This is a genomic window from Glycomyces sp. NPDC050141 (genome assembly GCF_055586545.1).
In genome coordinates, this window is record NZ_JBVJHZ010000037.1 from 1 (window position 1) to 23,380 (window position 23,380).

Genomic DNA, 23,380 nt, shown 5'->3' on the forward strand with positions numbered 1-23,380 from the left:
ACCAACACACCCCCACCCCCCAAAAGAAACAAAAAAGAAGAACCTGGCGCACCCCCCCCCCCCCCCCCCCCCCCCCGTCACCGGTTCAGGCCGGGCCTACCCCAGCGTCCACTGCTGGTTCGAGCCGCCCGTGCAGGTCCACAGGTGCACCTTCGTGCCGTTGGCGGTCCCCAGCCCCGAGACGTCGAGGCACAGCCCCGAAGCCGCGTTCGTGACCGTCCCGTCCGCGTTCCGGTTCCACTGCTGGTTCGCACCGCCGTGGCACGACCAGATGATCGCCAGGGTCCCGTTCGCGGTCCCGCCGCCCGAAGCGTCCAAGCAGCGCTTGCTCCCGTCGGCGTACACAGTCAGTTCCTTTGCGGCCGTGTACGTCCACTGCTGATTCGCACCGGTATGGCAGTCCCAGATCTGCACCTGCGTGCCGTTCGTGGTGACCGCGCCCGGCACGTCCAGGCACCGGGTCGCGCTCACCGAGCGCAGCGCGCCGGCGGTCGTGCCGCCGCCGTTCTCGCGCGGCCCCGCGTCCGCCATGATCCGCGACGCCTCGGCCGGAGGCGAGCCCGCGTTGAAGGTCGTGTTGTTCCTGACGGTGTTGCCGCGCTGGCCGTCCACGAGCCCGGTGATGGCCGAGTTCGTGGTGAAGTTCCCGGTCACGGTCATGTCGCCGGTGAGGTTGCTGTTCTGGTTGTTGGCGTGCGCCCACTGGCCCGCGGTGTTGCGGAAGACGTTGCCGCTGGCCGTGAAGTACCGCGAGCCCTCGTCGAAGTACAGGCCCAGCTGCCCGCTGTTCTCGCAGAAGTTCCCGTTGATCGTGCTGCTCGGGTGCGCCGACAGCGAGTAGATGCACCCGGCGTCCCAGAGCGTCTCCACGACATTGCGGACGTGGTTGCCCGTGACGTGCACTTCCCTTGAGGTCGTGGGCGTCTGGTAGATCGGCTGGAAGTCGTAGAGCCCCCGGTTGAGGTACTCGGGGCTGCCGCCGGGGTCGTTCGCGCCCCAGCCGAAGCCGACGTTGATGCCGCTGTACGGCATGTCCGACACGTAGTTGTGGTCGATCGTGAGCCGGGTGGCGTAGGTGCCGAGGATCGCGGCGTGGTCGAGGTACTCCACAGCCGTGTCGTGCACGCTGTTGTCGCTGATGAGGATGTCGCTGTTCAGCATCCGCGAATCGCCAGGGTGATGGGCGTCGGGCCGGACCCCGCCGACCACGATGCCGCCGCCCGCGCTGGAGGTGAACTCGTTGCGCAGGACCTTGATGTTCCTGGCGCCCAGGCCGACCCCGGTGCTGTGCGCATTGGCGTCGTTGCCGATGCCCAGGCCCACGGAGCCGAGGTTCACGAAACGGTTGTCCGCGAACGTGATCCCGTCGGCGGCCGAGACCTGCACCGCGCCGGGCACCTGCGCCCAGACGTTGCGCGCGGCCTCGAAGCCCTTGCAGCCGGACTTGCACGAGGTGAACGCGTCTGAGGGCCGCTGGGACTGGACGCCGGTGATGAACGTGCCGGTCTGCTGGTTCGCGTACCCGTTGTTCGAGCCGGGGTCGAGCCAGCTCGTGCCGGTGAAGGTGAGCCCGGAGAACTCGAGCGCCTTCACCGGCGCATCATAGGTGCCGCCGACTTCGACGAGCGTTTCGAGCTTCGGCAGCTCGACCTTCGCGTTCGCCATGTTCTGGCCCGGGAGCGGCTTGTAGTACAGCCTTCCGGCGCCCGTGTCGAGGTACCACTCGCCGCCCTGGTCGAGGAAGCGCTTGGAGTTGAGCAGGTAGTAGGTCGGGCCCCGGAAGGGGCTCTGGATCGTGTCGTACCCGTAGGTGTTGTTGTCCCACGCGGGCTGCTGCATGGTCACGGTGCGGCCGCTGATGCCCTGCACGGGCGCGAACCGGTTGGTGAACGACAGGAGGCCCTGGAACTCGATGCGCTGCTTGTCGGGCAGCGACGCGAGGTAGTCGAAGTTGCCGTTGTTGAGCGTGAACCCTGAGGCGTTGAGCGTCATGTCGCCCGCCGCGATCGAGGTGCGGGCCCGCTGCGCGGGCACGCCGTCCACATAGAGCTGCCGGGTGTCGAATCCGGTGCCCACGTCCGCCCGGTAGATCCCGGCGTTCGCGTCGTCGAGGACCCAGCCGGTGACGGGCTGCGCGCCCGTGACGACCGGATTCGCGCCGTCGGCTGCCTGCCAGGTGACGGTGTGGCCGTTCTTCCCGGAGTCGCTCGCGTTGAACCGCAACGCGCTCGCGAGCCGATAGGTGCCGTCGAGGAGGTTGACTCGGACGTCGCCGTCACCCGCTCCTGCCGCCGTGCGGGCCCGCTTCTGGGCCTCGGTGAGCGTCTTGAGCGGTTGGGCGGCGGTGCCGGGGTTCGCGTCGTCGCCGTTGGGGGAGACGTAGTAGGTGTACGCGGTCTGCGCTTGGGCCGGGGAAGCGCCGAGGCCCGCGAGGGCTCCGGCGACGGCGAGAAGCAGGGCCGCCCAGAGGGCTCGGTGCCGCTTCGGGGGTGAGTGCCGCATGTCGTTGTGCCTTTCCTTCATTGGCGAGGCGGGGTTGCTAGGTGACGGGTACTCGCCGGGCGGGCGGTGCCTCGGGGTCCTCCATTCCGCGGCGAGCAGGGGATCGGTCGGTTTCGTTGCGCTGCAAGGCGGTGGCCAGCAGGCGCAGCCCGGCGCGCTCGGGCCGGACGCCCGGCCCGGCGGGGTCGGCCGGGCGCGGCTCGCGTCCGAGCCCGGCGATGACTCCCTCATGGACGTGGATGCCCAGGCCGGGGGAGTCGCCGAGGACGAACGCGCCGTCCCCGATGTCGAGGTCGGCGGTGACGCCGACGGGCGGGCGCAGGTCCTGCAGCTCGCTCACGAGGTGGTTGGGGACGGCGGTGGCGGCGTGGAGCAGCCCTACGGGGATGTTCCCGATGGGGCTCACCGGCAGGTCGAAGGCGTGGGCGAGGGCGGCGACGCGCAGGAAGTGCGTGACGCCTCCGACGGCCGAGGTCTGGACGATATCGACGCCGCCGGCCTCCAGGAGCGGGCGGAACTGCTCCAGCCCGGTCAGGTTCTCGCCGGTCGCCACGGCCGCGCGCACACCGCGCTGCACGACCGCGAGCCCTTCGGCGTCCCAGCGCCGCACGGGCTCTTCGACCCACGCGAGGTCCACTGTGCGCTCCAGTTCCCGCACGTGGCGCACGGCCTCCTTGCGCGACCACGTCTCGTTCGCGTCGAGCATGAGGCCCGGCCGTGCCGCGCCCGCTTCGGCCAGCACGTCCCGGACGATGCCGAGCCTGCGCCGGTCGGCCGCGACGTCAAGGCCCCCTTTGAGTTTGGCCGCGCGCAGGCCGCGCTCGGCGTACACGCGGTAGGCCGCCGCCAGGTCCTCGTCGTCCAGGCCGATGTCGAGCCCGGACGCGTACGCGGGCACGACCCGGTCGCGTCCGCCGAGGAACCGCCACAGCGGCTCGTCCGCGTACTGCGCCTTGAGGTCCCACAGGGCCGTGTCGAGCGCGCCGATCGTGCCGAACAGGGCCCCGCCGTGCCCGGCCTTGAACGCGCGCCGCTGCATCCGGTCGTACAGCGCGGTGACGCTGCGCGGGTCCTCGCCGTCGATCGCGCCGAAGACCGCGTCGATCCCGAAGTGCGAGCCGATCCCGACTCCGGTGAGCCCTTCGTCGGTGTCCACCAGCACCACGGGCACCGTGGTGACGCCGTCGGCGAAGACGCCGTTGGCGTCGCCGACGGGCCGCGCCCACTCCTGGACCGTGGTCAGCGTGCGGTAACCGGTGATCCGCATGTCATCCCTTCGTGGCCCCGGCGGTGACACCGGTGGCGATCTGGCGCTGGAAGCAGAGGTAGAACACGAGCACCGGGAGGGCCGCGATGAGCACGCCCCCAGCGAAAGTGGGGATGTCCGCGGAGTACTGGCCGCGCAGCGAGGTCACCCCGACCATGAGGGTGCGGTGCTCGGCCGAGGGCATCATGAGCAGCGCGATCAGCACGTCGTTCCAGCAGAACAGGGCGTTGAGGATGCCCACGGACAGGAGCGCGGGCCGCCCGAGCGGCAGCATGATCCGGCCGTAGACCCCGTACACCGAGTTGCCGTCGATCCGCGCGGCGTCGATGATCTCGGCCGGGATGCCGCTGTAGTAGCTGGTCATCAGGAACACCGTGAACGGCAGGAACTGCGCGGTGTACGCGAGGATCAGCCCGGGATAGGTGTCGATGAGCCCGGCCTGCCCCATGGTCCGGGCCAGCGGCACCATGATGACCTGGAACGGGATGAACAGCGCCGAGAGGGCCGCCAGGTACAGCAGCCTCGACCCCCGGAACCGCAACTGGCTCAAGGCGAACCCGGCCATCGACCCGAACAGCAGCAGGAGCGCGACCGAGCCGGTCACGACCAGGACCGAGTTCGCGAGGTAGCGGCCCATGTCGGCGTGCTCCCACGCCGTGGCGAACGCGTCCCAGCGCAGGCCCTCGGCGGGGGCGAAGCGGTCGAGCACGTACTCGTGCCGGGTCTTCATCGCGACGTTGGCAGTGAACAGCAGCGGGTACACGGTGGCGATGGCCAAGGCGGCCATGGGGATCGCGGCGAGCCAGCGTCCCGCTCTGAGCGGGGACATCAGTCCTCCCTCCCGGCCCGGCGCAGGACCGCGATCTGGGCGAGCCCGACCACGAGCATCACGCCGAAGAGCACTGTGGATGCCGCCGACGCGAGGGCCGGGCGGCCCATCTGCCCCTGCTGGAACCAGACGTAGTACTCGGGCAGGTAGGTCGAGCCCTCCGGGCCGCCGCCGGTCATGACGTAGACGAGGCCGAACATGGAGGTGAGCAGCCCGATCATGGTGGTGACGACGACGAACTGGATCGTCCGCGAGAGCCCCGGCACGATCACGTGCCGCACGACGCGCGGCAGCGAGGCCCCGTCCACCCGGGCCGCGTCGACCAGGGACGCGTCCAAAGTGGCGAATCCGGCGAGGAACACCACGAGCGCCATCCCGAACGTCGCCCAGATATGCACGCCCACAACGGCGTACATCGCGATATCGGGGTCGCCGAGCCAGTCCACGGGCCCGAGCCCGACGGTGCCGAGCAGCGCGTTCACGGGCCCGTCGAAGGCCAGCAGCAGGTTGAAGATCGCCCCGATGATCACCGGGGACAGCACGGCGGGGAAGAAGTACACGCTCCGGTAGACGCGGTGCCCCGGCACCCGCAGGTAGATGAACGTGGCGAGCAGCCCCGGGACCGCCACGGCGACAGGAAGCAGCAGCACGAGCAGCCCCACGTTCCTCATCGAAGTCGTGAAGAGCGGGTCCTCGAACAGCGCGGCGTAGTTGTCGAACCCGACCGCCTGCCCGTTCCGCTCGCCGTCGCCGGTGAATGAGAAGTTCACGCCGAGTGCCAAGGGGTACAGGCGGAACGCGCCGATGACGAGGACCGCCGGGGCGACCAGGACGTACGGTGCGAGCCGTTCGGCCCTGGAGGAGCCCGCGGCGCCGCGCCCGGCTGTGCCTCTCACGACACTGCCGCGGCGCCGCGGGGGCTGAGGGCCGGTCCGGACGCCCTCACTCGTCCGGACCGGAGTCGTGGTGCCCGGCATCCCTAGCCCGCCTGGTCGCTCGCGGCGAGCTGGCTCAAGGCGTCGTCCACAGTGACCGATCCGCTGAGGAGCTGCTGCGACAGGCGGCCCATGAGCTCGATGGTCTCGGCCGAGAGCGCCACGTGCAGCGCGGGCTTCCCGGTCTGGATCGCGTCGACGATCTCGGCGGTGGCAGGTCCCGAACCCGAGGCGTCGATCGTCGTGTCGGCGGCGATCGCGCCCGCGTCCGCGTAGAACGCCTCCAGTGCGGCCGTCGAGGACAGCGAGCGCACCAGGTCGGCGGCGAGTCCGGGGTCCGCGGTCCATTCGGCGACGCCGTACCCGATGCCGCCGTCGTACGGCAGGCTCGGCTCGGCCCCGGCGGTGGCCACGGGCGCGGGCATGACGCCCACGTTGTCGGCGCCCAGGAACTCGCCGAAGTCCTTCCAGTGGCCCACGTCGGACATGAGCCCGATCGTGTGGGCGGCCCCGGCGGCGTCGAAGAGCGCGAACTGGTCGTTGAACATCGCGGTGGAGTTCACGCCCTCGTTGTTGAGCCCGGCCTGCTCGGCCTCGACCCACAGCTCGAAGACCCGCTTCACGCCGGGGGCGCTCCAGTCGCGCTCGCCCGCGATCCAGGCGTCGTACTCCGCCGGGGTCAGCACCCCCGATCCCAGGCCGGAGAGGAAGAACTGGATGCCGATGCCCTCCTTGTTGCCCAAGGCGAAGCAGTCGGCGCCGGTGGTCTCCTTGATGACGGCGCAGTCCGCGGTGAACTGCTCCCAGGTGGCAGCGGGCGCGTCGGGGTCGAGCCCGGCCTGCTCGTAGAGCGCCTTGTTGTAGTAGATCGGGTGGCCCTGCAGGGTCACGGGCGCGGCGTAGACGTGCCCGTCGGCGGTGAACGCCTCCCACCCGGCCAGGCGCTCCATGTCCTCGGCGACGTAGTCCTCAAGCGGCAGTAGCGCATCGGTGCGGTCGCGGAGCTGGCCGCCGCCGTTGAAGAGCATCACGTCGGGGCCTTCGCCGGACTGGATCGCGGTGCCCAGCAGGTTGTAGTACTGGTCGAACGGCTGGGCCACGAACTCGACCTCGACGTCGGGGTGCTTCGCGGCGAAGTCGGCCTTCGCCGCCTCGATATAGGACTCGGCGGTCGCGTCGCCGGACTTCCAGTCCCAGACCACGAGGGTGCCGCCGTCGCCGCCGCCGGAGGAGTCCGGCCCGGCCGCGCTGCCGCATCCGTAGAGCGCCAGGGGCGCAACCAGAGCGGTCGACCATAGTGCTCGTCGCTTCATCGCAGATCACTCTCTGTAGGGGTACCGGAGGGGTCCGGCTCACAGGGTCGCCAGTAAACGTAACTTGTATGACGTCTTACGTCAATGGACTGATGACGTACACTGGGCGGCGACCCCGAGCCCCGGAGGAACGATGACGGCAGTGCAGCGCCCCACGGTGCAAGAGCCCGAACCCCCGACCTGGTCGCGGCGGCCCGTCAACCTGGCGAAGGCCGTGACCGGCGAGCTGGTGCGGCGCGTCGTGCGCGGCGACTACCCCGCCGGGTCGACGCTGCCCGCCGAGCACGCCCTCTGCGCGACGTTCTCGGTGAGCCGCACCGTGGTCCGCGAGGCCGTGAAGGTCCTGCAGGAGAAGGGCCTGGTCCAGATCCGGCAGGGCTCGGGCACCGCGGTGCAGCCGCCGACCTCGTGGAACCTGCTCGACGAACTGGTCCTCGCCGCGGTCATCGACGACGACGCGACCCTCGGCATCCTCGACGACGTCGTGGTCACCCGGCGGCTCCTCGAGTCCGACATGGCGAACGTCGCCGCCCGCACCGCCGACGACACCGCCCTGGAGCGGATGCGCGAGCTCGTCGACCGCATGGACGAGCTGGTGGACGACCCGGAGTCCTATCACGAGCACGACCGGGCCTTCCACGACACCGTCATGCGCGCCTCGGGCAACCGGATCGCGCGCGCCGTCGTGCGCTCGCTCGAGAGCCAGGTCATCAACACGTCCAGCTACATGGGTAAGACCGAACGCGCCCTTTGCGAGGCGTCGAACCGGGGCCACCGCCGCATCTGCGAGCGCATCGCGGCCCGCGACCCCGAGGGCGCCGCCGAGGCGATGTTCGCGCACATCACGGACGCGTGGCTGGTCCGCCGCGCCGAGCAGGGCGACCCGGACCGACTGGCGCGCTAGACATCCGATGTATGTCCCTGTGCGACAAGGACATACATCGGCAAACTTCCGATACTCCCCGGGTCTTGACCTCATAGATCCAATCTATATAGACTAACGTCGATATTCAAGGCACCGCACGGCCTGATCTCCGCGCCGGTTGGGAGCGATTCCAGCCGGTGCCCGGCCGCACCCTCCGCACCGGACCTCTCATGCGCTGCCGACCCGCAGGTCTCCCATGAGCCCTACCCACAAGGAGTTTCGTCCGATGTCGAGATTCAGATCCGTACTCGCGTGCCTCGCGGCCGCGATCGTCATGGCGACGGCCGGGGCGGCGACGGCGCAGGCCGCCGACACGCCTCAGGCCGCCGATGTGACCGCGGCGGCCAGCACCGGCTGCGGCAAGGCCCCGACGCTCAGCAGCGGCACCCACACGATCCAGAGCAGCGGCCAGAACCGCAGCTTCATCCTGAAGGTCCCCGCGAACTACGACCGCAACAAGCCGTACAAGCTGATCTTCGGCAACCACTGGTGGGGCGGCACCGCCAACGACGTCGCCTCCGGCGGCACCGACGGCGCCGTCTACGCCCACTACGGGCTCGACGCGCTGTCGAACGGCTCGGCGATCTTCATTGCCCCGCAGGGCCAGAACAACGCATGGGCCAACGGGAACGGCATTGACGTCACCTTCTTTGACGACATGATCCGCCGCGTCGAGGCCGACCTCTGCGTCGACCAGTCGCAGCGGTTCTCGCTGGGCTTCAGCTACGGCGGGGCGATGAGCTACGCCCTCGCCTGCGCCCGTCCCGACGTGTTCCGCGCGGTGATCGCGATCGCCGTCCCCGGTCCCGTGAGCGGGTGCAGCGGCGGCTCGGGTGCGGTGGCGTACTTCGGCATCCAGGGCGTCAACGACTCCATGCCGAACGCGCGGGCGATGCGCGACCGCTTCGTGGCCAACAACGGCTGCGCGGCGATGAGTCCGCGTGAACCCGCCGCAGGCAGCGGCACCCACATCACCAGCAACTACTCGTGCCGGGACGGCAAGCCGGTCCGGTGGGCGGCGTTCGACGGCGGCCACCAGCAGGGCCCGGTCGACGGCTGCACGGGCTGCGAGAGCGGCGCCCGCAGCTGGGTGAAGGGCGAGGTCTGGAACTTCATCAGCCAGTTCTCCTCCACCCCGCCCGCCGAGACCGACCAGGTCAGGAACGCCGGGGCGAACCGCTGCCTCGACGTCGCGGCCCAGTCCACCTCGAACGGCGCGCTGCTCCAGCTGTGGGACTGCCACACCGGCGCCAACCAGCAGTGGACGGCCACCGCGTCGAAGCAGCTCTCGGTGTACGGCAACAAATGCCTCGACGCCGAGGGCGCGGGGACCGCGCCGGGCACCCGGATCATCATCTGGGACTGCCACAGCGGGGCGAACCAGCAGTGGAACGTCAACGCGAACGGCACCATCACCGGCGTCCAGTCCGGGCTGTGCCTGGGCACCGCGAACAACGGCACCGCCAACGGCACCGGAGTGGTCCTGGCGACCTGCAACGGCTCGTCGAGCCAGAGCTGGTCCCTGGTCTGATCCGCCGGGCGGCGTGCCCTCAGCGCCGCGCTTAGAGGAACGGGCCTCCCGCACGGGAGGCCCGTTCCGCGCTGCTAGGCCGCGAACTGCCACGAGTCCACGTTGAAGAGGTAGCCGCTGCCGCCGGTGAACCGCAGGTACAGGTCGTGCGTGCCGGTCGCGCCGCTCACGGGGCAGGACACGTTCGTCCAGGTCTGCCAACCGCCCGTGGCCGGGACCGCGCACGTGCCGACCCGCGTCCCGGTCGGACTGTCGAGCCGCACCTCGATCGTGCCACCGCCCGTGGCCGAGGCCACGCGGGCGCCGAAGGTCCTGGCGCCGTTGCCGAACGCGGCGCCCTTGACCTTGACCCAGTCCCCGTTCTCGATCCAGCCGATGTTCATCCCGCCCGAGCCCGCCCGCTCGGTCTCGATCCCGTTGGCCCACGCGATCGTCTCGGCCTCTTGGCGCGCAAAGGGATTGAGGGTCCCGATCTGCGGCGCCCCCGCCGAGGTCATGTTGATCTGCGGGAACGTCCCGTCAGGGTTGTAGCTGAACTTCTCGACGGCCACCGACCTCGTGAAACCGCCGCCGCCCGGCAGCGCGCCGTTGTGGTAGAAGAAGTACGACCCTCCCTTGTAGTCGATCACCCCGGCGTGGTTGGTGAAGCTGGAGCCCTGGGTCGGCATGATCGTGCCCCGGTAGGTCCACGGCCCGGTCGGCCCGGGGGAGGTCGAGTACGCGATGAACTCCGAGCAGCACTGCGCGGCGAACACCATGTAGTACAAGGAGTTCCGCTTGTAGAACCACGGCCCCTCCTCGTAGAGGGTCGGCCGCTCGGTGCTGTTCGGCCGCGAGCCGAAGCCCTGCGCGGTCAGCTGGATCTTGGTCGGGGAGCCCGAGAATGAGGTCATGTCCGCGTTGAGCTTCACGTACCACAGGTTCGGGTTGCCCCAGTACAGGTACGCCTGGCCGTCGGTGTCGATGAAGACCGTGGGGTCGATCTCGCCGTTCTCGACGAGCGGGCGCCCGATGGCGTCCCGGAACGGGCCGGTCGGGCTGTCGGCGACGGCCACGCCGATGGCCATCCGGCCGGTCGCGTCGTTGACGACGGGCACGTACCAGTAGAACTTCCCGTTCCGCTCGACCGCCTGGCCCGCCCACGCGTCCTGGAGGGCCCACGCGAATGTGTCGATGCTCAGCGGCGAGCCGTGGTCGGTCCAGTTGACCATGTCGTCGGTCGACCAGACCCGCCAGTCCTTCATGGTGAACCAGGTCGAGCCGTCCTCGTCGTGCCCGGTGTAGAGGTAGAGGCGGCCGTTGTGGACCAGCGGCGCGGGGTCGGCGGTGTAGACGGTCTGCACGATCGGGTTGTCGGCCTGTGCCGGGTCGGGCGACGGATCGGCGGTGACGGCGAGCAGCGCCGCGGCGAGCACGGCGGCCAGCGCCGCCGCCGCGGCCCGGCGCCGGCCGGGTCGGAGGGTCTTCATGGGTACCTCGTTTCGAAACGTTCGTGGTCGTCCTCGAAAGTTCAGGGGTGTGCAACTCAGGGTAGCCATGGGGTTTTCATCTGTAAATAGATTGATGTCGATGGGTATGGCGAGGGGCCGCCGCGATCGCGGCGGCCCCTTCGGTCCTCTCCTACCGGTCGGCGTTCCAGAAGGCCCCGTCGGGGAACGAGTACTCGGCGACCGACTCGGGCCGCATCTCGGCGGAGTAGCCGGGCCTGGCCGGGAGGAGGTAGTTGCCGTGCTCGACCAGGCACGGGTCGGTGAAGTGCTCGTGGAGGTGGTCGACGTACTCGGTCACCCTGTCCTCCAAGGTGCCCGAGACGCACACGTAGTCGAAGATCGACAGGTGCTGCACGAGCTCGCACAGGCCGACCCCGCCCGCGTGCGGGCACACCGGCACGCCGAACTTCGCGGCCATCAGGTACACGGCGATGATCTCGTTGACGCTCGCGAGCCGCGCCGAGTCGAGCTGGAGGTAGTCGAGCGCCTCGGCCTGCAGCATCTGCTTGAACAGCACCCGGTTCATGCCGTGCTCGCCGGTGGCGACCCCGATGGGGGCGACCGCGCGGCGTACGGCCGCGTGGCCGAGCACGTCGTCGGGGCTCGTGGGCTCCTCGATCCAGTGCGGCTCGAACTCGGCCAGGGCCTTGACCCACTCGATGGCCTCGGGCACGTCCCACACCTGGTTGGCGTCGATCATGAGCTTGGCGTCCCAGCCGATGACCTCGCGGGCGATGGCCAGGCGGCGCCGGTCCTCCTCGAGGTCGGCCCCGACCTTGAGCTTGACGTGGCGGTAGCCCTCGTCGACGGCCTCCTGGAGGAGGCGGCGGAGCTTGTCGTCGCTGTAGCCGAGCCAGCCCGCGCTGGTGGTGTAGCACGGGTAGCCGCCGCGCGCTTCGAGGTTCGCGATGCGGTCGGCGCGCGTGCCCTGCTGCTCGCGCAGGATCGCAAGGGCCTCTTCGCGGGTGAGCACGTCCGAGAGGTACCGCAGGTCGGCGGCGTCGACGAGCTGCTCGGGGGTCATGTCGGCGAGGAGGCGCCACAGGGGCTTGCCCGCGGCGCGCGCGGCGAGGTCCCAGACGGCGTTCATGACGGCCGCGAGTGCGATGTGGACGACGCCCTTCTCGGGGCCGAGCCAGCGGTACTGCGAGTCGGACTGGAGCTCGCGGTAGAGCGCGCCCGGGTCGTTGAGGACGGTGTCGAGGTCGCGGCCGATGAGCCTGACGGCCCAGTGGAGGGCGGCGGCGGTGACGATGTCGTTGCCGCGCCCGATGGTGAAGGTGAAGCCGTACCCGGCCAGGTCGGGGTCGTCGGTGCGGACGACGACGTAGGCGGCGGAGTAGTCGCCGTCCTTGTTCATCGCGTCCGAGCCGTCGAGGGTCTGCGAGGTGGGGAAGCGGACATCGTGGGCCTCGACGGCCTCGATGGTGGTCATGCGGTGGTCCTCGGTTCGAATCGGGGCGGGGCTCGTTTGCGCAAACGATTGATCAGGCGTTGACCTTAACCGTGGTCGCGTCGATCCGCAAGAGGGGGCCGTGCCTCAGCCGCGCGGCGGGGTGGTCGACTCCCGCTCGATGAGGACCGGCTCCGGGTCCTCCACACTGCGCTGCTCGACCGGTCCGCCGTCGACGACCTGCGCGAGCAGCGAGGCCGCCGCGCGCCCGAGCTCGTAGAGCGGCAACCGGACGCAGGTGAGCGGCGGCCAGGTGTGCGCGGCCGTCCACGCGTCGTGGATCGCGACCACCGAGAGGTCGCCGGGCACGGCCAGTCCCTGCGCCCGGGCCTGCGCCAGTACCCCGACCGCGGCGTTGACGTTCGCGGCCACGATCGCGGTGGGCCGCTTCGGGAGTGCGAGCAGTTCCGCAGCGGACGCCCGCCCGTCGGCCTCGCGGTAGCCACGCCAGGTGACCAGGTCCGCGTCCCGCGCGATCCCGGCCGCCTCCAGCGCCTCGTTGTACCCCGCCGCGCGCCGCCGCGCGGTCGGCGAACCCGCCAGCCCTCCGGCGAACCCGATCCTCGTGTGCCCCAGCGCGATCAAGTGCTCCGTGGCCCGCCGCGCCGCGAGCGCGTCCGGTACGACCACCGAACTCGCGCCGGGGATGCGCTGGTGGATCGTGACCAGCGGCGCCCGCTCGCCCACCGACTGCGCCAGCTCTTCGGGGTCGGCGTCGTCGCGGGGCTGGAGCACGATGCCGTCGACCCGGCCCTCGCCCACGAGCTTGTCGAACATGGGCCCGCCGGGGTGCATGTCCTCGCTGCGGGCCAGCAGCATGACGCAGCCGCGCGTGGCCGCCTCGTCCTCCACGCCCCGGGTGAGCTCGGCGAACAGCGAGTTCGTCACGTCCGGCACGATGAGCGCGATGACGTCGGTGCGTGCGAGTTTCAAAGCGCGCCCGGCGAAGTTCGGGTGGTAGCCGACCTCCGCGGCCGCCTTGCGCACCCGCTCCCGGGTCGCCTCGCTGAGCCGCGCCGACGGGTCGCCCGAGAGCACCCTGGAGACCGCCGACACCGAGACGCCCGCCCGGGCCGCCACATCGCTGAGTTTCACCACGGCTCCAGTATCGCCCATCCGCCAAACCGCTGAGCAAACGATTGCGCAAATGCTGGATATGTGCGATCCTCATCCGCGACCGACCGCACCCCGTCCCACTGGACCGCCTACAAACATGGAGGCACCGTGCTCGCCGCACAGTACGCAGGAAACCGGACCATCCAGGTGAGCGAGGCCGAGCCCTCCCCGCCCGCGCCCGGCCAGGTCCAGATAGCCGTGGCCTACAACGGGATCTGCGGCACCGACCTCCACATCCTCAGCGGCCACATGGACGCCCGCGTGAGCACCCCGGCCGTCATCGGCCACGAGATGAGCGGCACCGTCGCGGCCCTCGGCGACGGCGTCGCAGGCTGGGCAGTCGGCGACCCGGTCACCGTCATGCCCCTCGCCTGGGACGGCACGTGCCCGGCCTGCCTGGCCGGGAACTCCCACATCTGCCAGAACCTCGACTTCGTCGGCATCGACTCGCCCGGCGCGCTCCAAGGCCGCTGGAACGTCCCCGCCGGACTCCTCGTGCCCCTCCCCGAGACCCTCTCGCTCCAGCACGCGGCCCTCGTCGAACCCACCGCCGTCGCCGTCCACGATGTACGCCGCGCCGAACTCGAACCCGGCCAGAAGGCCGTCGTCATCGGCGGCGGACCCATCGGCGTCCTCATCGCCGCCGTCGCCCGCGCCTTCGGCGGCGAGGTCGCCGTCATCGAACTCGACGACAAGCGCCGCAAGGCCGTCGCCGACCTCGGCTTCACCGCCCTCGACCCCCGCGACGACACCCTCGCCTGGGTCGAGGAGTGGACCGGCGGCGCGGGCGCCGACGCCGTCTTCGAGGTCTCCGGCGCCGCCGCGGCCGTCCTCGGCGCGGTCGACTACGCCAAGGTCCGCGGCACCCTCGTCGTCGTCGCGATCCACCCCGAACCGCGCCCGATCAACCTCCAGCGCGTCTTCTGGCGCGAACTGCGCCTCCTCGGCGCCCGCGTCTACCAGCGCGACGACTTCGACACCGCCGTCGCCCTCCTCGACACCGGCGCGATCCCCGCCGACGCCCTCATCACCAAGACCGTTCCCCTGCACGACATCCAGGCCGCGTTCGACGCCCTCCACAGCGGCGAGGCCATGAAGATCCTCATCGACGTCCAAGCCGGACAGGAGTAACCGTGACCCTCTTCGACCTCAACGGCCGCCTCGCCGTCGTCACCGGCGCCAAGCGCGGCATCGGCTTCGCCATGGCCGAAGCCCTCGCCGAAGCCGGAGCCGACGTCATCGGCGTCTCCGCCACCATCGAACCCGAAGGCTCCGCGATCGAGCAGCGCGTGACCGCCCTGGGCCGCAGGTTCCGTGCGATCCGCGCCGACTTCAACGACCCCGCACAGGTCACCGCGCTCGCCGATGCCCTCGCGGCCGAACCGGTCGACATCCTCGTCAACAACGCCGGCACGATCCGCCGCGCGCCCGCCGCCGAGCACCCCGACGCGTTCTGGGACGAAGTCCTGCAGGTGAACCTCACCAGCCAGTTCGCGCTCACCCGCGCCGTCGGCGCCGCAATGCTCGAACGCGGCGGCGGCAAGATCGTCTTCACTGCCTCCCTCCTGAGCTTTCAAGGAGGCATCAACGTCCCCGGGTACGCGGCCGCGAAGTCCGGCATCGCCGGTCTCACCCGCGCGCTCGCGAACGAGTGGACCGCCCGCGGCGTCACCGTGAACGCGATCGCCCCCGGCTATATCGCCACGGACAACACCCAAGCGCTGCAAGACGACCCGGACCGCTCCAAGGCCATCCTCGAGCGCATCCCCGCCGGACGCTGGGGCCGCGCGAGCGACCTCGCCGGAGCCGCCGTGTTCCTCGCCAGCGCCGCCTCCGACTACGTCTCGGGCACGGTCATCCCCGTCGACGGCGGCTGGCTCGGCCGCTGATCTTTAGGGGATGCTTAACCACCCCCTAGGGGCGCGGCGGTCAGCCGAGGGCGATGCGCAGGACGCGGTCGTCGTCCGGGCCGGGGTCGCCGCGCCCGTCGGTGTTGCTGGTGAGGACCCACAGCGACCCGTCCGGGGCGACCGCGACGTCCCGGAGGCGGCCGTACTCCTCGACGTAGTGCTCGGTCGACGTGCCCGGATCGCTCAGGGGCACTTCGCGAAGGCGCCGCCCGCGCAGGTTCGCGATGAACGCGGTGCCGCCCGTGATCGCCATGCCGCTGGGGCTGGCCTCGTCGGGGCTCCACTGCTGCACCGGATCGGTGTATGCAGCGTTCCCGGCGATCCCTTCGACCTCGGGCCAGCCGTAGTTCACGCCGGGCTCGATGACGTTCAGCTCGTCCCACGTGTCCTGCCCGAACTCGGTGGCCCACATGGTGCCCGCCTCGTCCCACGCGATGCCCTGCGGGTTGCGGTGCCCCCACGAGTAGACCAGCGACCCGGGGAACGGGTTGTCCTCGGGGACGCCGCCGTCGGGGGTCATCCGCAGGATCTTGCCCGCCAGCGCGTCGCGGTCCTGCGCGTTGCCGGGGTTCCCGGCGTCTCCGGCGGTCGCGTAGAGCATCCCGTCGGGGCCGAACGCGATGCGCCCGCCGTTGTGGTTGACCGCGGCCGGTATCCCGGCCAGGATCTCCTGCGGCGCACCGAGAGCGAGCGAACCGGCCGCGCCTTCGAGCGCGAACCGCTCGATCCGGTTCTCGTCGGAACCGGTGAAGTACGCGTACAGGAAACCGTCGAGGACCGCGATCCCGAGCAGGCCGCCTTCGCCCTCCGGCTCCACGCCGTCGACGACGCCGACCTCGCGGGCCGCGCCCGCCGCGTCCAGTTCGAGGACGCGGGCGCTGTCGCGCTCGCTGATGAGCGCTACGCCCTCATAGAACGCGATCGACCAGGGCGCTTGGAGCCCGCTCGTGACGACCTCGGGCTCGCCGAGCTGGAGCGGGGCCTCGGTCGGCGAGGGCGCGGCGCTGGTGGCCGGTGCGGTGGTGGGCTCCGCTGCCTCCGGGTCCCCGGTGCACGAGGCCAGCGGCACCGCCGCGAGCGCGACTCCCGTGAGCCGCAGTGTCTGACGTCTGGTGGACATGGACCGTCCTTCCCTCTCGGCGCCCTCCACTGTAGGACCGCCCGCACCGCCGAGGCAGGCCGTGTCAGTACCTCCTAGGGCATTCGGGACGCGGTATGACGTACCGCCCGCGAAAACTTCCGGACAGTCATCAGACCTTTGGAAGTTCCGGCGTGTTACGGGCGTGGATAAGGCTTGCCCGGGCCTGCTCATTCGACGCGGAATCGACGAATCGGCGTGAAGGCGGGTGTTCCGGAATCCGAGTCGATCATCGCCGCCGACAATGCCGCTGCCTGGGAAAATCACGGCTCAGATGATCAGATTACGGCGGTTCGTCCGCATTGCATTACGCCGCCGAATTCTCACGCTCCGTATCTCTCGGATAACCAAAAGAGATTCATTGACATCACTGGTTGTAGAAACTAAGCTCTGGAAGTTATCGGAAATAGCCCCGAAAGTTTCGATCGTTACGGCAGTGAGATCTCGCCCACCGAGCATGTGTGGAGGGCGGAGTTTTTGGGCCATCTCAAGGAGGAGAGACATGTCAGGTGTGTTCGGGCGGACGCCCAACGGAGCCACCCGTCGCGGAGTCATCGGATTCTCGCTCGCGGCGTCCGGCATGGCCGCGCTCGCGGCCTGCAGTGACGACGGCGGCGGCGCCGATGTCGACATCGACGCGCAGTCCAAGGGCGCGATGGAGGACTTCGCCGCCGACATGCAGTTCACGGCGACTGAGGCGTTCACCCTCTCGGTCCTGTGGACCGACTGGCCGGACCTGCCCATCACCGACAAGTGGCAGTTCTTCAAGGAGATCGAGAAGCGCACCAACGTCAAGATGGAGGTCACGAACATCCCGTTCAGTGACGCCACCGAGAAGCGCAGTCTCCTGATCAGCGCGGGCGACGCCCCGACCGTCATCCCGCTGGTCTACACCGGCGAGGAGAACTCGTTCGTGTCCTCCGGCGCCATCCTGCCGATGAGCGACTACGTCGAGCACATGCCCAACTTCCAGAAGTACGTGGAGGAGTGGGACCTGGGCGAGATGATCGACAACCTGAAGCAGTCCGACGGCAAGTACTACATGCTGCCGGGCCTCCAGGAGGTCTCGGTCCCCGTGTTCACCGTGGTCATCCGCAAGGACGTCTTCGAGTCCGTCGCCGGCGGCATCCCCGAGACCTGGGACGAGATGCGCGAGGCCCTGGTCAAGATCAAGGCCGAGTACCCCGACTCCACGCCGCTCGCCGACGGCTTCGAAGGCATGTCGATGCTCAACTACGCCTCGCACGCGTGGGGCGCGCGGGCCGGCTGGGGCTTCGGCAACGGCATGGTCGACGACGGTACCGGCAAGCTCGAGTACACCGCGGTGACCGAGGGCTACCGGCAGATGGTCGAGTTCTTCCGCGGCCTCGTCGAGGACGGCCTGCTCGACACCGACTCGATGACCGCGGCGGACGACGGCACCGGCGGCGGCAGCGTCACCGAGAAGGTCGCGGCCAACCGCGTCTTCGCGGCGTCCGGCTCGCCCGGCACCGCGATCGAGTTCCAGGTGGCCCTCAACGAGACCGTGGGCGAAGGCAACCACGAAGTCATCGTGATCCCCCCGCCGGGCGGCCCGGCCGGCCAGATCTGCGAGCCGCGCAACTTCTGGAACGGCTTCATGCTGAACGCGGAGATCGCCGACTCCGAGAACTTCCTCGCCATCCTCCAGTTCCTCGACTGGCTCTACTACAACCAGGAGGCCCGCGAGCTGCTCCGCTGGGGCGTGCTCGACGAGACCTACACGAAGGACGCCTCCGGCAAGATCACCCTCAAGCCGGAGTTCCGCCTCGACGCGTACAACATCAACAAGGGCGCTGCGACGGACATCCAGAAGGACCTCGGCTGGTCGAACGCGGTGTTCGCCGACTCGACCGAAGCCCGGGCGCTCAAGGAGTCCTACAACTCGCCCGCCTTCGTCGAGTACATCGACGCCGTGCTTTCGAGCCGTACCCCCCGCGACCCGAACCCGCCCGCGCCGCTCGACGAGATGGAGCTGGAGCAGGCTTCGCTGCAGTCGACCCCGCTCCAGGACGCCGTCGAGACGAACACGCTGAAGTTCATCCTCGGCGACCGCGACATGTCCGAATGGGACGCCTTCGTCGGCGAGCTGGAGGCCTCGGGCCTGCAGGCGTACGTCGACCTCATCAACACGGCCCGCGAGCGCTTCGAGGAGGAGAACTCCTGATCCGGGGCCGGGGTGGCTGGTGAGCACGGCTCCGCCGCGCACATCAGCCGCCGGGCGGCTGGTAAGTACGGCTTCGCCGCACTCACAAATCAGCCGCTCTGACCCCGGCCCGGACGGGAGGGAGCACTTATGCCCCTCACTCAAGACGAGCAGTCCCCGCGGGCCGAGGCCCGCGGGGCCACCGAGGGCGCCGCCCCGGCGGCGCTGCCGCGCCAGCGCGCGGCGGCGCCGAAGGCGCGGCCCCGCAAGCGGAAGCAGACCTGGGGTCAGGCGTTCAAGCGCGACTGGCAGCTGTACACGCTCGCCATCGTGCCGCTGATCTTCTTCCTGGTGTTCAAGTACGGCCCGATGATCGGCAACGTCATCGCATTCCGGCGCTTCCGCCCCGGCGGCAGCATCCTGGGCGACGAATGGGTCGGCGTCCGCTACATCGAGATGTTCATCAACGACCCGTCGTTCTGGCACGTCTTCACGAACACGGTGGTCCTGGGCAGCCTGACGATGGTGGTGTGCTTCCCGCTGCCGATCGTGCTGGCGCTCATGCTGAACGAGGTGCGGCAGACGTACTTCAAGAAGTGGGTGCAGTCGATCTCGTACCTGCCGCACTTCCTGTCGATCGTCATCATCGTCGGCATGGTCATGCAGCTGACGTCGCTGGAGGGCACGGTCAACCAGATCGTCACCGCCTTCGGCGGCGAAGCCGTCCCGTTCCTGCAGCGCGCCGAGTGGTTCCGCTTCATCTACGTGAGCTCCGAGGTGTGGCAGACCATCGGCTGGGGCACCATCCTCTACCTGGCGGCCCTGACCTCGATCGACGACTCGCTGTACGAGGCGGCGAAGATCGACGGCGCGAACCGCTGGCGGCAGACCTGGCACGTCACGCTGCCGGGCATCCGCCCCACGATGGTGACGCTGCTGATCCTCAACATCGGCTCGTTCCTGAACGTGGGCTTCGAGAAGGTGTTCCTGCTGTACAACCCGCTGACGTACGAGAACGCCGACATCATCTCGACCTACCTCTACCGGGTCGGCCTGGTGTCGAACAACCTCAGTTATGCGACGGCGATCGGCCTCTTCCAGGCGCTGATCGGCCTTGTGATGGTGCTTTCCGCGAACCTGATCTCGCGGCGGACGACGGGGACGAGCCTGTGGTGACCGACATGCGCACGGCCGACATCGGGTCGGCGAAACCGCGGGTGACCGCGCGGACGAGGGGCGAGAAGGCGTTCGGCGTCGTCAACACCGTGCTCCTCGTCATCATGTGCCTCGCGATGCTGTATCCGTTCATCACGGTGCTCGCGCAGTCGTTCAGCTCGTCCGGCGCGATCAAGGCCGGGCAGGTGAACTTCCTGCCGGTCGGGTTCAACGTCGACACGTACGCCATCGTGATGTCGGACGGCACGTTCTGGCGCAACTACGGCAACACGGTGCTCTACACCGTGGTCGGCACGACGATCGCCATGGTCCTGACCACGACCTACGCGTTCGTCCTGTCGAAGCAGCACCTGAAGGGCCGCAAGGTCCTCATCGGCATCGCGGTGTTCACGATGTTCTTCAACGGCGGCCTCGTGCCGAACTACGTGCTCATCTCCGCGCTGGAGATGAAGAACACCCTGTGGGCGATCGTGCTCCCGGGGGCGATCTCCGTGTTCAACCTGCTGGTGATGAAGGCGTTCTTCGAGAACCTGCCCAAGGAGCTCGAAGAGGCCGCGCAGATCGACGGCCTCGGCTGGTACGGCATCTTCGGCAAGATCGTGCTGCCGCTGTCGAAGGCCGTGATCGCCACGATGGTGCTGTTCTACTCGGTCGCGTTCTGGAACGACTGGTTCGCCGCGTTCCTGTACCTCGACAAGAGCGAGCTGTTCCCGATCACGCTGTTCCTGCGCAACATGATCGCGGGCGCGTCGTCGACGGCGTCCGAGGGGGCCGCGGCGGCGGGCTCGACGACCGCTAGTGTCGCGGCGAACATCCAAGCGGTGACGATGATCCTCACGATCATCCCGATCCTGACGATCTACCCCTTCGTCCAGCGGTACTTCGTGTCGGGCGTCATGCTCGGATCGGTCAAGGGCTAACGGACGCAAGGGAAGGGGCGACAGCATGAGCACGCAGCAGCACGCGGGGGAGATCGGGCCGGGGGTCCTCTCCCGGTTCACCGCCGCGGTCTACCGGCACCTGGTCCTCGGGGTGTTCCTCGCGGCCGCGGGGGCGCCGACGCTGCTGGCGTGGATGCTGCTCGCCCCTGTCCCGGGCAACGCGGTCTGGTTCGTCGCGGCGCTCCTCCCGGCGGCGCCCGCGCTCTCGGCGGCGCTGTACGCGCACCGGGCCTGGGCGAAGGAACCGGACCTGAGCCCGGCCCGCCCGCTCTTCCGGGGCCTGCGCCTGAACCTGCGGGACACGCTCGCGTGGTGGGTGCCGGTGCTGGCGCTCGCCACGGTGCTCGCGGTGAACGTGCTCTTCGCGGGCCAGGTCGCCGGCGGTGCGGTCCTGCGCCCGATGTGCGCGGTGCTCCTCGTCGTGCTCGCCGTCTACTCGGGCCACCTGCTCACGGTGTCCTCGTTCTTCTCGTTCCGGTTCCGGGACGTGCTGCGGGTGGCGGCCGCGGAGTTCTTCCTCGCCTGGAAGTCCTCCCTCGGCATCCTCCTGCTCCTCGCTGTCGCCGTGGGCGCCGTGTTCATGAGCTCGGAGGCGGTGCTGCTCCTGCTCGCGTGGGCGTTCGCCGCGATGCTGTGGCTCGTGGCGCGGCCCGTCATCGCCGACATCACGAAGCGCTTCACCGCCGAGCCCTGATCCGTACGACTAGCCGCGCGGCTCCTTGACCAGTTCGAGGAGGTGCGCGGCGGGGGAGTCGGGCCGGTTCCGCCCGGCCGACACCGCCGAGACCGTCCACTCAGGCGCGTCCTCGGCCGCGATCGGCAGCGCCCGCAATCCTTCCGCCTGCGGCTTGGCCGCCACATGGCGCGGCACCACCGCGACCCCCAGCCCCCGGCAGACCAGGTCCAGCAGCGTGTGGACGTCGTTGACGGTGCACCGCACGCGCCGGTGCACCCCGCGCGCGGCGAACGCCGCGTCGTTCAAAGTCCTGACGCCCCACGACGGCCCGAAGTCGATGAACGCCTCGTCCGCCAGCGCCTCCCACCGCAGCGAGGCCTTCCCGGCGAGCGGATGGTCCTGCGGCAGCAGCGCCAGCAGCGGCTCGCGGCCGATCTCCAAACGCGGCAGGCCGCTCAAGTGCCGGTCGGTCGCCACGAACGCGACGTCCAGCTCCCCGGCGCGCAGCAGCCCCAGCAGGTCGTGGGAACCCGACTGCACGAAATGCGTCTCGACCCGCGGGTGCCTGCGGTGGAACCGGTCCAGGAGCGAGGCGATGTCGACCAGCCCGAGGCACTGCTCGGCGCCGATCCGCAGCGTCCCGGCGAGGTCCCGGCTGGCCTTGACGACCGCGTCGCGCGCCCCGGCCGCCTGCTCCAGCATCGCCCGCGCGTACGGCAGCAGCGCGAACCCGGCCTCGGTCGGCTCGACCCGCCGGGTGGTCCGGATGAACAGGCTCGTGCCCAGCTCCTCCTCGAGCCCGCGGATCGCCGCCGACAGGCCCGACTGCGAGATCCCGGTAAGCTCGGCGGCGCGAGTGAAGTGCCTCTCATCGGCGAGCGCGACGAGGTACTCCATCTGCCGCAGATCCATGAACGATGCCCCGTGCTTCTCAATCCCATGATGACGAGTTGTTGGACTTCTAGATTACCGGTACATAGCATCTACCCGGCGGGCCCGCCAGGGGCGCCGCGTTCCCAGCTCCGGCGAGGAGAGACCGTTGAAGACCTTCACCATGCCAGGCACCGACATCACCGCACCGAACGTGGTGCTCGGCCTGATGCGCATCCAGGAGAAGACCGACGAGGAGGTGCGCACCCTCCTCAAGACCGCCACCGACTCAGGGATCACGTTCCTGGACCACGCGGACCTGTACGGCTCTAGCCGCCACGGCTGCGAGCGGCGCTTCGCCGAGGCCATGAAGCTGACGCCGTCCGAGCGCGAGCGCCTGGTCATCCAGACCAAGACCGGCATCATGCACCCCGGCCCGTACTTCGACTTCTCGTACGAGCACATCACCGAGTCCGTCGACGAGTCGCTGGCCGCGCTCGACACCGACTACCTCGACATCCTCCTGCTGCACCGCCCCGACGCGCTGGTCGAGCCCGAAGAGGTCGCCCGCGCGTTCGACGACCTGCACGCCGCCGGCAAGGTGCGCGCGTTCGGCGTCTCGAACCACACCGCCCGCCAGTTGGACCTGCTGCGCAAGTACGTGAACCAGCCGCTCGTCGCCAACCAGGTGCAGCTGTCGATCACCCACGCGCCCTTGATCGCCCAGGGCATCGCCGCGAACATGCAGGGCCTCGACCAGTCCCTCGTCCGCGACGACGGCATCGTCGACTACTGCCGCCTCCACGGCATCACGATCCAGGCGTGGTCGCCGTTCCAGGCCGGGTTCTTCGACGGCCCGTTCCTCGGCTCCGAGCGCTACCCGGAGCTGAACGCCGTGATCGACCGGCTCGCCGCCGAGTACGACGTGCCGCCCATCGCTATCGCCGTCGCCTGGATCACCCGCCACCCGGCGCAGATGCAGGTCGTCATCGGCACCACCAACCCCGAGCGCGTGGCCGCCTCGGCCCAGGGCTCGGACCTCCCGCTGACCCGCCCGGAATGGTACGAACTGGTCCGCGCGGCGGGCTACACCGTGCCCTAATTCGTCCATTTCGGATTAGCGAGTGATTTGTACACTGGGCGG

At 69.6% G+C, this 23,380-nt stretch carries 19 protein-coding genes; 9 read left to right on the top strand and 10 right to left on the bottom strand.

Features of this window, described 5'->3' with window-relative positions; translation table 11 throughout:
- Positions 1-96 precede the first annotated feature (96 nt).
- Genes ACZ60M_RS19770 through ACZ60M_RS19790 form a run of 5 tightly spaced genes read right to left on the bottom strand, consistent with a single transcriptional unit; the run spans position 97 to position 6,846 of the window.
- Entirely contained in the window at positions 97-2,502 is a 2,406-nt protein-coding gene (locus ACZ60M_RS19770) for an RICIN domain-containing protein (protein WP_465420075.1), read from the bottom strand.
- 37 nt (positions 2,503-2,539) lie between these two features.
- Complete coding sequence (locus tag ACZ60M_RS19775) at positions 2,540-3,769, bottom strand: mandelate racemase/muconate lactonizing enzyme family protein (protein WP_465420077.1); 1,230 nt, start codon at positions 3,767-3,769, stop codon at positions 2,540-2,542.
- A gap of 1 nt (position 3,770) precedes the next feature.
- Positions 3,771-4,598 carry a carbohydrate ABC transporter permease gene (locus tag ACZ60M_RS19780; protein WP_465420079.1) on the bottom strand — a complete coding sequence of 276 codons (828 nt, stop codon included), beginning with the start codon at positions 4,596-4,598 and terminating at the stop codon, positions 3,771-3,773.
- A complete protein-coding gene (locus ACZ60M_RS19785; protein ID WP_465420081.1) occupies positions 4,598-5,575 on the bottom strand; it encodes a carbohydrate ABC transporter permease in 978 nt (325 codons plus the stop codon). The genes ACZ60M_RS19780 and ACZ60M_RS19785 overlap by 1 nt, the downstream gene beginning before the upstream one ends.
- Before the next feature lie 2 nt (positions 5,576-5,577).
- Positions 5,578-6,846: an ABC transporter substrate-binding protein gene (locus tag ACZ60M_RS19790; RefSeq protein ID WP_465420082.1), complete on the bottom strand. Its 1,269-nt coding sequence runs from the start codon at positions 6,844-6,846 to the stop codon at positions 5,578-5,580.
- Between the two features lie 133 nt (positions 6,847-6,979).
- Between ACZ60M_RS19790 and ACZ60M_RS19795 the strand changes: the two genes are divergently transcribed.
- Together ACZ60M_RS19795 and ACZ60M_RS19800 are read left to right on the top strand one after the other, a co-directional pair.
- Positions 6,980-7,750 carry a FadR/GntR family transcriptional regulator gene (locus ACZ60M_RS19795; RefSeq protein ID WP_465420084.1) on the top strand — a complete coding sequence of 257 codons (771 nt, stop codon included), beginning with the start codon at positions 6,980-6,982 and terminating at the stop codon, positions 7,748-7,750.
- 247 nt (positions 7,751-7,997) lie between these two features.
- On the top strand, positions 7,998-9,302 hold the full coding sequence (locus ACZ60M_RS19800) for an RICIN domain-containing protein (RefSeq protein WP_465420086.1): 1,305 nt from the start codon (positions 7,998-8,000) through the stop codon (positions 9,300-9,302).
- A gap of 74 nt (positions 9,303-9,376) precedes the next feature.
- Here ACZ60M_RS19800 and ACZ60M_RS19805 read toward each other — a convergent pair whose 3' ends face one another.
- From ACZ60M_RS19805 to ACZ60M_RS19815, 3 genes are all read right to left on the bottom strand, one after another.
- A complete protein-coding gene (locus tag ACZ60M_RS19805) occupies positions 9,377-10,771 on the bottom strand; it encodes a glycoside hydrolase family 43 protein (RefSeq protein ID WP_465420087.1) in 1,395 nt (464 codons plus the stop codon).
- A gap of 151 nt (positions 10,772-10,922) precedes the next feature.
- Positions 10,923-12,227, bottom strand: coding sequence for an L-fuconate dehydratase (locus ACZ60M_RS19810; RefSeq protein WP_465420089.1), 1,305 nt, complete (start codon positions 12,225-12,227; stop codon positions 10,923-10,925).
- Between the two features lie 105 nt (positions 12,228-12,332).
- On the bottom strand, positions 12,333-13,343 hold the full coding sequence (locus ACZ60M_RS19815) for a LacI family DNA-binding transcriptional regulator (RefSeq protein ID WP_465420091.1): 1,011 nt from the start codon (positions 13,341-13,343) through the stop codon (positions 12,333-12,335).
- Between the two features lie 126 nt (positions 13,344-13,469).
- On the opposite strand from ACZ60M_RS19815, the gene ACZ60M_RS19820 reads away from it, so the two are divergent.
- Positions 13,470-14,492: a zinc-dependent alcohol dehydrogenase gene (locus tag ACZ60M_RS19820; RefSeq protein ID WP_465420157.1), complete on the top strand. Its 1,023-nt coding sequence runs from the start codon at positions 13,470-13,472 to the stop codon at positions 14,490-14,492.
- A 2-nt stretch (positions 14,493-14,494) separates the two neighbouring features.
- A complete protein-coding gene (locus tag ACZ60M_RS19825; RefSeq protein WP_465420093.1) occupies positions 14,495-15,250 on the top strand; it encodes an SDR family oxidoreductase in 756 nt (251 codons plus the stop codon).
- Between the two features lie 40 nt (positions 15,251-15,290).
- On the opposite strand, the gene ACZ60M_RS19830 is transcribed toward ACZ60M_RS19825, so the two are convergent.
- Positions 15,291-16,391 carry a PQQ-dependent sugar dehydrogenase gene (locus ACZ60M_RS19830; protein ID WP_465420095.1) on the bottom strand — a complete coding sequence of 367 codons (1,101 nt, stop codon included), beginning with the start codon at positions 16,389-16,391 and terminating at the stop codon, positions 15,291-15,293.
- Between the two features lie 520 nt (positions 16,392-16,911).
- Between ACZ60M_RS19830 and ACZ60M_RS19835 the strand changes: the two genes are divergently transcribed.
- The 4 genes from ACZ60M_RS19835 (at position 16,912) to ACZ60M_RS19850 (ending at position 21,384) form a co-directional block, all read left to right on the top strand.
- Entirely contained in the window at positions 16,912-18,594 is a 1,683-nt protein-coding gene (locus tag ACZ60M_RS19835; RefSeq protein ID WP_465420097.1) for an ABC transporter substrate-binding protein, read from the top strand.
- A 129-nt stretch (positions 18,595-18,723) separates the two neighbouring features.
- On the top strand, positions 18,724-19,749 hold the full coding sequence (locus tag ACZ60M_RS19840; protein ID WP_465420099.1) for an ABC transporter permease: 1,026 nt from the start codon (positions 18,724-18,726) through the stop codon (positions 19,747-19,749).
- A 5-nt stretch (positions 19,750-19,754) separates the two neighbouring features.
- Complete coding sequence (locus tag ACZ60M_RS19845) at positions 19,755-20,669, top strand: carbohydrate ABC transporter permease (protein WP_465420159.1); 915 nt, start codon at positions 19,755-19,757, stop codon at positions 20,667-20,669.
- 25 nt (positions 20,670-20,694) lie between these two features.
- The gene (locus tag ACZ60M_RS19850) at positions 20,695-21,384 is read left to right on the top strand and encodes a glycosyl transferase (RefSeq protein WP_465420101.1); all 690 of its coding nucleotides are present in this window, start codon (positions 20,695-20,697) and stop codon (positions 21,382-21,384) included.
- A gap of 9 nt (positions 21,385-21,393) precedes the next feature.
- On the opposite strand, the gene ACZ60M_RS19855 is transcribed toward ACZ60M_RS19850, so the two are convergent.
- Positions 21,394-22,278, bottom strand: a complete 885-nt coding sequence (locus ACZ60M_RS19855) for a LysR family transcriptional regulator (protein ID WP_465420103.1) — start codon at positions 22,276-22,278, stop codon at positions 21,394-21,396.
- Between the two features lie 127 nt (positions 22,279-22,405).
- Between ACZ60M_RS19855 and ACZ60M_RS19860 the strand changes: the two genes are divergently transcribed.
- Positions 22,406-23,338, top strand: a complete 933-nt coding sequence (locus ACZ60M_RS19860) for an aldo/keto reductase (RefSeq protein WP_465420104.1) — start codon at positions 22,406-22,408, stop codon at positions 23,336-23,338.
- Positions 23,339-23,380: the final 42 nt, after the last annotated feature.